Consider the following 13,824-nt stretch of genomic DNA (forward strand, 5'->3'; position numbering starts at 1 on the left):
TTGATTTTATTGATTGACTCTATAGCCAATATTTTAGGAAGGTCTATGGGTGTAAACAAGCAATTTTCCACATAATGATAATATTTTTCACTATATGATATTTTGTTGCATCGCAATCAGACTATTGCAGCAATCAAAAAGGGGGTAGAAACGCTAGCCCTAGGGCAAAATAGGCTGATTACATGAAAAAAATAGCGCTTTCTTTTTGGCAACTCAAACCCGTGCAGTGGATACGACGAATACGGGGATTTAAGCTTGTCTATACACCGCTCATAGCCATTGTTCTCTTCACCATAGTGATGGGCATCATTATGGGCACCTTGCAATTGCAGGAAAAAGGTCAGCAAGAAGCTGCACTATTTAGAGAGCTCTCTTTTGCAAAGCAACGCATTCAATTGCGGTTTGCAAACAATACCGATGTTATTCAGTCTCTTGGACGTGACTATGTGAGTGGTGGTGAATCCATCAAGTCAAAAGAAAACTTCATTATTCAGGCTGAAAATTTATTACAGAGTAACCATGAGATTGCACAAATCGTTTGGATTGATAAAGTCGGTCAACGTCAATGGAGAATTCCGCTAGATAACTTAAGAACAGAGTGGTTCAATAAGAATGTCAATACTGAGACTATCAATCAAGGTCTAAGAAAAACTCTTGAGCTCAGTACATCAACAGGCAGGCCCGCTTTTAGTCAGTTCATGACACTCGAAGTTCCTAGCGACGAAGTCATCTCAAAAGAAATTCGTAACGTATTTTGGCAAACAGTTCCCCAGATTTCTGGTAATGAAATTAATGGCATGGTGGCTGTTCTTTACACCACGCAAGGTTTACTTGAAATGATTCCTGGAGAGCTCAAGGGACAGTATCGCTTCACATTAATTACAGACAATGACAGAATCCTAGCCATCTCATCCGATAAAAATATACCTAGACGCGCTTTTAGTAATCAAACTAGTCTGGATATTGGTGTGCTTAGTCCAAACCTCAGCTTACGCATCGATACCTACCCGCCAGCGACGAATTTAACATTCAGGATGTTAATTGGTGTTGTGCTTGGCTTGAGCGCATTTGTGATTTGGAGCTTATGGTCTGTTCTCAAACAGATGCAGGTTAGGCAAGAAGCTGAAGCAAACCTTCGAGCTGAAACCAATTTCCGTAGTGCGATGGAAAATTCGACTCCAGTCGGAATTCGCGCACACGATATGAATAAAGTGATTACTTATGTAAATCCAGCATTTTGTGAGATGACGGGGTGGTCCGCTGAAGAGCTCATCGGACTGAGCCCCCCTTTTGCATTCTGGCCTGAAGGTCAGAAAAATGAGCTGACTGACAAAATGGATAGGGCCCTCAAAATAGCCTTGAGCCAACGAAGAAAAATTGGAATTGAGGGTTCAATTCTCCACAGGGATGGATCTGTCATTCAGACGCGAACATTTATTGCTCCCCTCGTGGATGAAAAGGGTCAACAAACTGGCTGGGTCACTTCATTAATTGATATTTCCGAACCTAAGAAAATTCGAGAAGAATTGGCAGCTTCACAAGAGCGATTCGTTGCCGTGTTGGAAGGTCTTGATGCAGCAGTTTCAGTAGTATCCAATGAGAATGGTGAGCTCCTATTTACGAATCGCTTCTATCGTGAGCGCTTTGGTAATACTGCCAAGGGTCACTTTGAATTATCCGGTAATGATATCAACGAAAATATCATGCAAAGTCTGTCTAAAGACTTTAGTGATGTGACGGCTGAAGGTGTTTCACCTTCATCACTCTACCAAGAAACTGAATCAGAAGAAATTCAATTACTAGATGAGGTATCAGGAATTTCAAAATGGTATGAAGTTCGTAGACGTTTTGTCCCGTGGGTAGATGGTCATTTGGCACAATTATTAATTGCCACAGATATTACTCCGCGCGTCGAAGCTGATGACTTAGCTCGACAACAAGAGGAGCGGATGCAATTTACTAGCCGCTTAACCACCATGGGTGAAATGGCCTCTTCCCTAGCCCATGAATTAAATCAGCCGCTTGCTGCCATTTCGAACTATTGCATGGGTGTAGCAAAGCGCTTACAGGGGCATCTTGATCCCGCCTTACAAAAAGATATTCTTCCTGCACTAGAAAAAGCATCTGATCAGGCTCATAGAGCAGGTACGATCATTCAACGCATTAAAGGGTTTGTAAAACGCAGTGAACCGCAAAGAAAGTCTAGTGACATTACTGGGATCATTAATGATGCCGTTGGATTGGTGGAAATTGAAGCCCATCGCCATCGCCTGAGCATCAATGCTGAAGTTGCTGAAAATCTCCCTGCAGTTGACTTAGATCCAGTCTTAATTCTGCAGGTCTTAGTCAATCTCCTGAAAAACTCCCTGGACAGTATGAGAGAGGTTTACCCCCTTTCCTCCCGCTGGTCAGCCCCTCCCGTGCAGATTTCAGCAGATTTAGACACCAGCACCTTCCCTGCCATGTTGCGCATCCAAGTAAAGGATACAGGCGCTGGAATCGCTGAATCAGTGATTGAACGCATGTTTGAGCCTTTTTTCAGCACTAAAAGCGATGGTATGGGCATGGGTCTGAATATTTGCCGATCTGTGATTGAGTCCCATCAGGGTCGTCTTTGGGCAACAAATCTGATGGATGCCGAACATACAAAGCTATCAGGCTGCACCTTTACAATACTATTACCCTTAGAGTCTCCGGGCTCAAGGGATAGTATTTAATTTATGTATTTTTTTAGGTTTATCTGCGAGAACGAATATGAACATCAGTGCTGCCACCAAACCCAATCAAGCTGAAGTAGTTTATGTTGTTGATGACGATGAGGCGGTTCGCGACTCTCTCACTTGGCTACTCGAAAGTAATGGCTATGTTGTTCGCTGCCATGCAAGTGCTGAGCGTTTCTTGCAGTCACTCCAAAGTACTGATAAATCAACCATTTCTTGTGCCATCCTAGATGTCCGCATGTCGGGTATGTCGGGCCTTGAATTGCAAGAGCGTCTCATTAGTGAAAATCTGCCCATGCCAGTTGCTTTCATTACTGGTCACGGCGATGTGTCGATGGCAGTTTCTACAATGAAGCGTGGCGCGGTGGACTTTATCGAAAAACCATTTAAAGAAAATGATCTCTGCGGCTTAGTAGACCGAATGCTTGGAAAAGCGCGGATTGATTACTCCCAGGCAAGTCAGCGTAAGACCACCCAAAGCCTCTTGAGTAAACTCACTGGGCGTGAGCGCCAAGTGCTCGAGCGAATCGTAGCCGGTCGTTTGAATAAACAAATCGCAGATGATCTAAGTATCTCAATCAAAACTGTAGAAGCTCATCGCGCAAATATTATGGAAAAACTCAACGTGAATACCGTTGCAGATCTTTTACGCCTGGCCCTTTCTGATCCACAACCTAATTAATTTTTATGCCTGCACAGTTACTCGATGGCGTCGCCCTATCCAAAAAATTACGCACTGAAATTGCTGCACGTGGAGCAATCGTTACCGCCAAAGGTGTTAGACCTGGTCTAGCGGTTATCGTTGTTGGAGAAAATCCTGCCAGCCAGGTTTATGTCAGGAATAAAGTCAAAGCCTGCGAAGACGTTGGTTTTCACTCTGTGCTTGAGCGCTACTCCGCTGAATTAGGCGAAGAAGAATTGCTTGCCCGTATTGCCACTTTGAATGCTGATCCAGCTATTCATGGCATCTTGGTTCAATTGCCACTGCCTGAACACATCGCTGCTGAACGTGTACTAGAAGCAATCGCCCCTGAGAAAGATGTAGACGGCTTTCACGTAGCGAATGCTGGTGCCTTAATGGTGGGTCAGCCAGAATTCAAGCCATGCACTCCCTATGGCTGCATGAAGATTCTGGAGAGTATTGACTATCCTATCCGTGGCGCACGCGCCGTAATCGTAGGCGCCTCTAATATTGTTGGCAAGCCGATGGCCATGCTCTTGTTACAAGCAGGTGCAACAGTCACTATCTGTAATAGCAAGACTCGTGACTTAGCGCATCACACCAAGGATGCTGATATTTTGGTAGTTGCCACCGGTAAGCCAAAAATGGTTACCGGTGATATGGTCAAACATGGGGCCGTAGTGATTGACGTGGGCATCAATCGTATGCCTGATGGAAAACTCTGCGGCGACGTTGATTTTGATGCCGTTCAATATGTTGCCGGCTGGATTACTCCTGTACCCGGAGGTGTTGGGCCTATGACTATCACCATGCTTCTGATGAACACACTAGAGGCCGCAGAAAAGGCAGCAAAGCCCTCTTAATAGAGGTCTTCATATGAGGTCTTTTTAAGGGCCTGATTAGCAAAAGTTCCTATCGTCCATTAAGCTATAGGGATGACTAATTCAATCACATCAAAGCCCTCTCCTGAACTCCAGCAAAACCCACTGATTGCATTCGGAAGAGGCATTTGCGCCTACTCCGAGATAAAGCCATCTGATATTGCGCCAGCAATCGATTTCCTGCTACAGCAGGCGCAATCTGCAGTCGATCATGCAGTGGATCCGAGCACTCCTGCAAACTGGAATGATTTAGTGGAGCCTCTCGAGGATGCAACCGAATCTTTAAGCCGGTCTTGGGGAGTGATTTCTCATCTCAATAGCGTTGCAGATACCCCAGAACTTCGGGCGGCTTATGGCGAGATGATGCCCAAAGTAAGCGCATTTTTTTCTGGCCTAGGCCAAAATTTAGCGCTCTATCTAAAGTTCAAAGCACTCAGTCAGGATCCTAGCTTTACCAAACTGAATTACGCACAGAAAAAAGTAATTGATAACTCATTAAGAGATTTCCGCCTCGGTGGCGCAGAGCTCAGTGATGCTGATAAGCCTCGCTTTGCTCAAATTCAGGATGAGCAAGCATTGTTAGGTAAAGCGTTTTCTGAGCATGTTTTAGATGCCACTGATAGCTTTGTCCATGTCATTACTGATCAATCCGAACTAAAGGGCTTGCCAGAGGACGCTATCGCCGCAGCCGCGGATACAGCGCAACAAAAAGGGCTTGAGGGCTGGGCTTTTACTCTGCACTTCCCCTCTTACTACCCAATCATGCAGTACTCCGAGAGTCGCTCACTGCGACGCCTCATGTATGAGGCCTACGTCACACGAGCCTCTGAACTAGCTCCTCAATACGCTCAGGGCAAAGTCGATTGGGACAACACGCAAAACATGCTTGAGCAACTCAAGCTACGCGACGAAGAAGCACATATGCTGGGCTTCAAAAACTATGCTGCTCTGAGTTTGGCACCAAAGATGGCGAGCAGCGTTGAGGAGGTTGATACTTTCTTGACGAATTTCGCTCAAAAGGCAAAACCCTTTGCACTAAAGGATTGGCAAGAGCTCTCTGAATTTGCCAAAACTGAATTGTCTATTGTTGATGGATTAGAGCCATGGGATATTGCTTTTGCTTCTGAGAAATTGAAGCAAGAACGCTATGCGTTTTCTGAAAATGAATTAAAACAATATTTTCCTTTGCCTAAAGTGTTGGAGGGCTTATTTGGCGTAATTCAAACTTTGTTTGGCGTGAAGATTGAAAAGGCCGATCTGCCAACTTGGCATGCCGATGTACAGTCTTTCTCGGTTAAAAATACTGAAAACAAGATCGTTGCTTATTTCTATCTAGACCCATACGCTCGTCCTGGTAAACGCGGTGGTGCCTGGATGGATGATGCTCGCGGTCGCCGTGAATTGCCTAATGGAGAGATACAGATTCCAGTTGCCTATCTTGTTTGCAACTTTGCAGCTCCGGTAAAAGTAAATGGCGTATTGCGCCAACCCACAATCACTCATGATGATGTGATTACACTCTTTCACGAGAGTGGTCATGGCCTGCATCACCTATTAACGCAAGTCAGTGCTTTAGGTGTATCTGGTATCAACGGTGTCGAGTGGGATGCAGTTGAGTTACCAAGTCAATTCATGGAAAACTTTTGCTGGGAATGGGAAGTTTTAGAGAAAATGACAGCACATGCTGAAACCGGCAAGCCACTACCCAAAGATTTATTTAATAAGATGCTCGCCGCTAAGAATTTTCAAAACGGCTACATGACCTTACGCCAAGTGGTGATGTCGCTAACTGATTGGCGCCTGCATGCCAGTTTTGATGCTAAAAATGCTCAGGATCATGCAGTACTTGATCTGTCCAGAAGTATTGCAGAACAATTCAATGTCATTCCTCAGCCAGCAATCTCCCGCTGGATCAACACCTTTAGCCATATTTTTGCCGGTGGATATGCTGCTGGTTATTACAGCTATAAATGGGCTGAAGTTCTTTCTGCCGACGTCTACTCTGCTTTTGAAGAGGCTGCAAAACTCACTGGTAGCGTCCTTGATGCTGAAACTGGTAAGCGCTATCGTACAGAGATTTTAGAGGTGGGTGGCAGTCGCCCTGCCGCTGAATCCTTTAAAGCATTTAGAGGAAGAGAGCCTAGTATTGATGCTCTATTAAGGCATGGTGGTTTAGCTTTAGCAAATTAAACTTAATTTAGTTGTTAATGAAAAAGCCACCTACGGGTGGTTTTTTCAAACGATGGGCTTGTCTATGGGCTTATGTCCAGCTTTGATTTGCATGCCTATGGGTTTAGCTTAGAACATCAGTCTAAATCTGAAAGATTTTAGATAATGTCACTAAGTACTGTTATAAGAATGAGTCTTACTAAGAATCTTTACGTTTTTACGGGAATTAATGTGCAAAAAATAAAATATTTTTTATTTACTCTTTGTTGCAGCCTGTCCTTAACTACGATGGCCGATCAATCGAGCGTCAAAGTTAATGACTCATATGCACCAAGCCTCGGTCAACCTGGGAAAGATGTTATTTGGCTCCCAACGGGTACTGAGCTTGTGAGTTTGATGCTCAAAACGGCGAATGTCACCAATAAAGATTTAGTTTACGACTTGGGTGCTGGCGATGGCAAGATTGCGATCGCAGCTGCGAAAGAGTTTGGGGCAAAAGCAGTTGGTATTGAATTCAATCCAAACATGGCTGCATTTGCACAAAAAAATGCTAATCAATCTGGCGTGGGGCAGTTGGTCACAATCATCAATGGCGACATTTTTGTCGAGGACTTCAGTCAAGCTACTGTAGTCACCCTGTATTTATTGCCCGATCTCAATATGCAGTTACGACCTACTATTCTCAAGATGAAGCCCGGTACGCGCATCGTCTCTCATGCTTTTACTATGGGAGACTGGGAAGCCGATAAGGTAATGGAGCTAGAGGACAAAGCTTACTATTGGGTAGTTCCAGCCGATGTCATAGGTGAATGGTCATTGGAAGGTCTTGAAATCAAAAATGTCACCCTAACCCTTGCTCAACGATTTCAGAAAGTTGGCGGGAATATTAAAATTGGTAATCAGTCTCAGCCAATCCTGGATTCTCGCCTAGAGGGCAAGCAACTTAGCTTTGCATATATTGATCTGAACAAAAATTACATAACCGTTAAGGGTGATATCAATGGCTCGGAGTTCAAAGGCGAGTACCAAAATATCTTCTCTCAAGGCCCTGTTTCAGGTAAGCGTCGCTAATACTTTAGTATGACAAAAGGTGTTGCTCCACAGCAATTATTAAGTCCAACTGGGGCAATCGCGATCATTGTTGGGATTGTGATCGGTGCTGGCATTTTTAAAACACCATCTATGGTGGCCGGTATTACAGGCGATGTTGGTTGGGCACTCTCAATCTGGATTGCAGGCTCTTTGATCTCCATCATGGGGGCACTTTGTTATGCAGAATTAGCTACTGCCTTCCCTCATGCCGGTGGTGACTATCATTTCCTAACACGCGCTTACGGCAAGAATGTTTCATTCTTATATGGCTGGGCAAAAGCGATGGTCATCAATACAGGTTCAATAGCTTTATTGGCATTTGTATTCGGTGATTACATGACCAAGGTTTTACCAATCGGAGCCAACTCGACTATGTATTGGGCTGCACTGATCGTAATTGCGCTTACCCTGATCAATCTTATTGGCATCCACACTTCGGCAGGAATACAAAGCTTCTTAACGATTTTGGAAGTATGTGGTCTTTTGGCAATCATCGTCGCAGGTTTCGGAATTTTTGCCGCTCCCTTACCTATAGTCGAAAACCCTCCTTTATTTTCTAGTAACCCTCAACTGGGTATGCTGGGATTGGGAATGGTATTTGTTTTATTAACCTTTGGGGGCTGGAATGAGTCTGCCTATATTTCTGCAGAACTTAAAGGTACTAGTAAGACTGTCGTGACAGTGATTGTGGCTAGTCTTGCAATCATTACCGTGATTTATTTATTAGTGAATCTAGCATTGATTAATGGTCTTGGCTTAAAAGTATTGGCCAGCAGTAAAGCAGCGCCTGCTGATTTATTGGGCCTTGCATTTGGTCCATTGGGTGAAAATTTACTGGCCCTCTTTGTGGCAATTGCCGCCCTTACCAGTATTAATGCCACCATGATTGTGGGAGCTAGAGCAAATTACGCTATGGGCGAGGACTGGCAAGGTTTAAGAAAAATGAGTCGATGGGAATCATCTCGTGGATCGCCAAGCATTGCGTATTTAGTACAAGGGTTGGTTAGCCTTGCTTTGGTGGGTTTTGGAGCCCTACAAAGTGATGGCTTTGAGGCGATGGTGGAGTTCACAGCACCTGTTTTTTGGATCTTCTTATTCTTGGTTGGGCTTGGCTTATTTATCTTGCGCTTTAAAGATCCTTCAGTGCGTCCATTCAAGGTGCCACTTTATCCAATCACCCCACTGATCTTCTGTGCCTCTTGTGGATATCTTGCTTATTCAAGCATCATGTATGCGCATAGCAAAGGAGCTGTTGCGATTTCTGCATACGTGATGATGGCTGGCTTAGTGGCGCTGATGTATTTGAGATTGAAAAAGTCTCCCAATAATTAGATCGCTAAATTGGCCGGCCCAATATCATTGCACTGTGTGAGTTAAGCCTTTTTGATTTCTGCGATGACTGGGGCGTGATCTGAAGGCTGTTCCCAGGTGCGCGGCTCTTTATCGATTATGCTGGAGTTGCACTTTTCTTTAAGCGCATCACTGAGAAGAATGTGGTCGATGCGCATACCGGCGTTTCTGCGAAAGCCCATCATGCGGTAATCCCACCAGCTAAAGGATTTGGGCGCTTGCTCAAACATTCGGAAAGAGTCTGTTAAGCCCAATTCCAGCAACTGCTGAAAGGCTTTGCGTTCTTCTGGAGAAACTAGATTTTGCCCAATCCATTTTGAGGGATCATGCACATCAATATCACTTGGTGCGATATTGAAATCACCCAAAAGAGCTAAGCGGCTATTCTGAGTTAACTCTTCTCTTAACCAATTTTCCAACGCTTTGAGCCAGCCTAGTTTGTAAACAAACTTGTCACTATCGGGCGACTGCCCATTAGGAAAGTATGCTGATACTAGACGAATAGGTTGCATTCCCTTAAAGCACACCGTGGCAGCTAAGATGCGTTGTTGCTCATCTACATTTTCTGGAATATTTCTGACTGGCTTTAGAAAAGTAGTGTCATGATCGGTAGCAATAGGCGCTAATGCAGCTTTGCGAACAATAATAGCCACACCGTTATAAGTTTTTTGCCCAGCAGCAATGCTGATATATCCCGCCTCTTCAAGCTCTTGATGCGGATACTTATCATCAGTCAGCTTAAGCTCCTGAAGACAGAGTGCATCAATAGGTGTTTTTGCCCGCTCATGATCTTGTAACCACTTGAGTACTTGGGGCAAGCGCACCTTCAGGGAGTTCACATTCCAGGCGGCAATTCTGATTGAATCAGTCATTAATTCCTAGCTCCTGCAACTTCCGAGTAATGGTATTGCGGCCGATACCCAATCTTTGAGCCGCTTCTACACGCCTACCGCGCGTAACCTCTAGAGCAGCTTGTAGCACTGCCTTTTCAAATTTAGAGCACAGCACGTCATATACTCCCGGATCTCCATCCTGCAACATTTTGACTGCAAGGCGACCTAAGCCGCTCTCCCAATCGACAGAGTTAGCTTTAACAGCAAGCTGCACATGAGAACTAGACTCGCCCTGTAACAGTACCGGTTGCTCACCGGCTTCCGCCAAAATATCAGCAGGTAAGTCGCTTACTCCAATAACATTAGACGGCGTCATTACTGTCAACCAGTGACAGAGATTTTCCAATTGACGCACATTGCCAGGAAATGGCATGACACTAATTTCTTTTAAAACGTCATCCGAAAGATTTTTAGCTTCAACACCCAAGGACTTTGCACAGGACAGCATGAAATGCCGTGCCAAAACGGGAATATCTTCTGCACGCTCGCGCAATGCTGGCATGCGCAGGCGAATGACATTTAGGCGGTGCAATAAATCTTCCCGGAAGGCGCCTGCAGCCACTCGAGCTTCTAAGTTTTGGTGGGTCGATGCAATGATGCGTACATTGGCTTTAATCGGATCTTGACCGCCAACACGGTAAAAATGACCATCGGTTAGAGCGCGTAATAAACGTGTTTGTAGGTCGAATGGAATTTCACCAATCTCATCCAAGAATAAGGTACCGCCATCAGCCTGTTCAAAGCGCCCACGGCGTAAAGTCAAGGCCCCAGGGAAAGCACCGCGCTCGTGGCCAAACAACTCTGACTCCAATAAGTCCTTGGGAACCGCTGCGGTACTAAAGGCAACAAAGGGGCCTTTCGCGCGGGGACTATGCTTGTGCAATGCTTGCGCAACCAATTCTTTACCAGTACCAGACTCGCCGGTAATTAATACCGTTGAATGGGACTGAGCTAAACGTCCGATCGCTCTAAAGACCTCTTGCACTGCCGGAGCTTGGCCAATAATTTCTGTGGTGTCTTGCCTCCAACCATTCATCTCTTTATTACCAGATTGATTGCGCTCACTCTGCTCCATGGCGCGACGAATCAACTCAACCGCTTTATCGATATCAAATGGCTTAGTAAGGTATTCAAATGCGCCACCTTGAAAAGACGATACCGCTGAGTCTAAGTCAGAATAAGCAGTCATGATGATGACAGGAAGTAGTGGATGGGTTTCCTTTACATTTTGTAAAAGGTCCAAACCATTGCCCCGTGGCATACGAATATCTGAAATCAATATCTGTGGCGTATCTTTCTCCAATGCATCAAGCACATCATTGGGATTAGAAAAACTCTTGTGAGGAATATTCTCACGAGCAAGCGCCTTTTCCAGGACCCAACGAATAGATTGATCATCATCCACGATCCAAACGGGTTTCATATTACTTTCTCCTGCCTACGGTAAGGAATTTGAATTTGGAAATCAGTCCGCCCAGGACGGCTGTCACAGGCGATAAATCCTTGATGTTGCTGCACAAAAGTTTGAGCTAGGGTGAGACCAAGACCACTGCCTCCATCCCTACCAGATACCAATGGAAAGAAAATGCGCTCGCGAATATCTTCTGGGATACCAGGTCCGTTATCAATCACATGTAAATCCATCGCCATCTTGTAGCGTTGCTTAGAAATGGTTACCGAGCGAGCTACTCTGGTCTTCAATTCAATTTGAGCTGTGCCTTGAGCAATCTCTTCAGTAAGCGCTTGGGCTGCATTGTGGGCAATATTTAATACAGCCTGTATCAACTGCTCACGATCACCTAAAACCTCAGGAAGACTAGTGTCGTAGTTACGAATGATTCGGAGTCCTTTTGGAAACTCAGCCAATACAAGACTGCGAACTCGCTCTAGAGCCTCGTGAACATTAAATGACTCCATAGCATGGGCCTTACGATGCGGCGCCAATAGTCGATCAACTAGATTCTGTAGACGATCCGATTCTTTAATGATGACTTGGGTATATTCACGCAAGCCCTTTTCTGGAAGCTCGAACTCGAGCAATTGAGCGGCGCCACGAATGCCGCCCAAAGGATTTTTAATTTCATGCGCTAAGTTACGCATTAACTGTTTATTTGCTTCAACTTGCTGCGTTACTCGCTCATCACGCTCACTACGTAACTGCTGATCGATTGGAAACCACTCCATCATGATGAGGCTTGGATCTTCAAGGCTCGCTACCACCACATGAGCAGGAATAGATTCTTGATGAATGCTACCGGGCAATGAATGCAACATCATTTCCTGTCGTTTTGCGGAAAAGTGCCCTGCCTTGACCTCTTCAATCATATGATTAAGAGAGTCATTTGACCCGAATAAGTCGCGGACAGATTGACCCTCAAGTGATTTACGAGAAAGATCTAGCGCAGACTCTGCCGCAGGATTCACATAAACCAATTGTTGGTTGTCCGCCTCAAATACCACGATGGCATTGGGCATCTGATCAAGCAATGTCGGAAAAAAAGGAGCAGCCGAAGCTGCCCCTTTGAACGAATTGCGCAACAGACCTGCGCTCAACATTTCTCCTTCGCTTACAGGGAGTAGTACATATCGAATTCGATTGGATGAGTCGTCATACGGAAACGTGTGACATCTTCCATCTTCAAAGCGATATAGGCGTCGATCATAGAGTCTGTAAAGACACCACCACGAGTTAAGAACTCACGGTCTTTGTTCAAAGCTTCTAATGCCTCTTCCAAGCTTGCACAAACGGTTGGGATCTTTGCATCTTCTTCTGGTGGCAAGTCATACAAGTTCTTGTCAGCAGCTTCACCTGGATGAATCTTGTTCTGAACACCATCTAAACCTGCCATCATCAATGCTGAGAAGCAGAGGTATGGGTTAGCCAGTGGATCAGGGAAACGAGTTTCGATACGACGACCCTTAGGGCTTGAAACGTGTGGAATACGAATCGAAGCAGAACGGTTACGTGCAGAGTAAGCCAACTTCACTGGAGCCTCAAAGCCTGGAACTAAACGCTTGTATGAGTTTGTACCTGGGTTGGTGATCGCATTCAATGCCTTAGCGTGCTTAATAATGCCGCCGATGTAGAACAATGCGAACTCTGACAAACCTGCATAGCCGTTACCAGCAAATAAGTTCTCGCCGTTCTTCCAAATGGATTGGTGAACGTGCATACCAGAACCGTTGTCGCCAACGATAGGTTTAGGCATAAATGTGGCTGTCTTACCGTATGCATGAGCAACGTTTTGAATGACATACTTCTGCCAGATAGTCCAGTCAGCGCGCTCAACTAATGTGCTGAACTTGGTACCTAATTCGTTTTGACCTTGGCCAGCAACTTCATGGTGATGCACTTCAACAGGGATACCCAAAGACTCAAGGATCAAACACATTTCAGAACGCATGTCATGGAATGTATCTACTGGAGCAACTGGGAAGTAACCACCCTTTTTACCTGGACGATGTCCAGTATTGCCACCTTCGATTTCGGCACCTGAAGACCATGGAGCCTCTTCAGAATCCACCTTCACGAAACAACCCTGCATGTCAGCACCCCAACGGACGCCGTCAAAAATAAAAAATTCTGGCTCTGGACCAAAGTACGCTGTATCACCCAAACCGGTGCTCTTCAAATAGGACTCAGCACGCTTAGCGATCGAACGTGGATCACGGTCGTAACCTTTGCCATCTGAAGGCTCTATCACATCGCATGTGATCACCAATGTTGGCTCTTCATAGAATGGGTCGATATAGCAAGCTGTTGGATCTGGCATCAACAACATATCAGATGCTTCAATACCTTTCCAACCAGCAATAGATGAACCGTCAAACGCGTGACCGCTCTCAAATTTGTCTTCGTCAAAATGGGAAATGGGTACTGTTGTGTGCTGCTCTTTACCCTTTGTATCTACAAAGCGGAAATCAACGAAAGTACATTCTTTCTCTTTAACCAACTTCATCACATCAGCGACGGTCTTCGTCATGCAAATCTCCTCTATTAACTGAATTCGGAACACAAACTTAAGGTGTACACCCTT

10 protein-coding genes are annotated in these 13,824 nt (G+C 45.2%); 6 read left to right on the plus strand and 4 right to left on the minus strand.

Translation table 11 applies throughout. From position 1 onward, the window contains the following. The first annotated feature begins 182 nt into the window (after positions 1-182). From C2759_RS05750 to C2759_RS05775, 6 genes are all read left to right on the plus strand, one after another. Positions 183-2,717, plus strand: a complete 2,535-nt coding sequence (locus tag C2759_RS05750) for a PAS domain-containing sensor histidine kinase (RefSeq protein WP_215353792.1) — start codon at positions 183-185, stop codon at positions 2,715-2,717. A 37-nt stretch (positions 2,718-2,754) separates the two neighbouring features. Continuing rightward, on the plus strand, positions 2,755-3,402 hold the full coding sequence (locus C2759_RS05755) for a response regulator transcription factor (protein WP_215353794.1): 648 nt from the start codon (positions 2,755-2,757) through the stop codon (positions 3,400-3,402). Between the two features lie 5 nt (positions 3,403-3,407). Next, a complete protein-coding gene (folD, locus tag C2759_RS05760; RefSeq protein ID WP_215353796.1) occupies positions 3,408-4,265 on the plus strand; it encodes a bifunctional methylenetetrahydrofolate dehydrogenase/methenyltetrahydrofolate cyclohydrolase FolD in 858 nt (285 codons plus the stop codon). 72 nt (positions 4,266-4,337) lie between these two features. After that, positions 4,338-6,473, plus strand: coding sequence for a M3 family metallopeptidase (locus C2759_RS05765; protein ID WP_215353798.1), 2,136 nt, complete (start codon positions 4,338-4,340; stop codon positions 6,471-6,473). Between the two features lie 210 nt (positions 6,474-6,683). Beyond that, positions 6,684-7,523 carry a class I SAM-dependent methyltransferase gene (locus tag C2759_RS05770; protein ID WP_215353800.1) on the plus strand — a complete coding sequence of 280 codons (840 nt, stop codon included), beginning with the start codon at positions 6,684-6,686 and terminating at the stop codon, positions 7,521-7,523. Between the two features lie 9 nt (positions 7,524-7,532). After that, positions 7,533-8,876: an APC family permease gene (locus tag C2759_RS05775; RefSeq protein ID WP_215353802.1), complete on the plus strand. Its 1,344-nt coding sequence runs from the start codon at positions 7,533-7,535 to the stop codon at positions 8,874-8,876. A gap of 41 nt (positions 8,877-8,917) precedes the next feature. Here the strand turns inward: C2759_RS05775 and xth are convergent, their stop codons facing one another. The 4 genes from xth to glnA are packed head-to-tail and all read right to left on the minus strand — an operon-like array spanning position 8,918 to position 13,770. Then, a complete protein-coding gene (xth, locus tag C2759_RS05780) occupies positions 8,918-9,766 on the minus strand; it encodes an exodeoxyribonuclease III (RefSeq protein ID WP_215353804.1) in 849 nt (282 codons plus the stop codon). Next, on the minus strand, positions 9,759-11,210 hold the full coding sequence (ntrC, locus tag C2759_RS05785; protein ID WP_215353806.1) for a nitrogen regulation protein NR(I): 1,452 nt from the start codon (positions 11,208-11,210) through the stop codon (positions 9,759-9,761). Before ntrC ends, xth begins: the two co-directional genes overlap by 8 nt. After that, a complete protein-coding gene (gene glnL / locus C2759_RS05790; RefSeq protein ID WP_215353808.1) occupies positions 11,207-12,343 on the minus strand; it encodes a nitrogen regulation protein NR(II) in 1,137 nt (378 codons plus the stop codon). The genes ntrC and glnL overlap by 4 nt, the downstream gene beginning before the upstream one ends. Before the next feature lie 11 nt (positions 12,344-12,354). Continuing rightward, positions 12,355-13,770, minus strand: coding sequence for a type I glutamate--ammonia ligase (gene glnA / locus C2759_RS05795; RefSeq protein ID WP_215353810.1), 1,416 nt, complete (start codon positions 13,768-13,770; stop codon positions 12,355-12,357). Positions 13,771-13,824 lie beyond the last annotated feature (54 nt).

The organism is Polynucleobacter sp. MG-Unter2-18, from assembly GCF_018687675.1.
Taxonomy (GTDB): Bacteria; Pseudomonadota; Gammaproteobacteria; order Burkholderiales; family Burkholderiaceae; genus Polynucleobacter.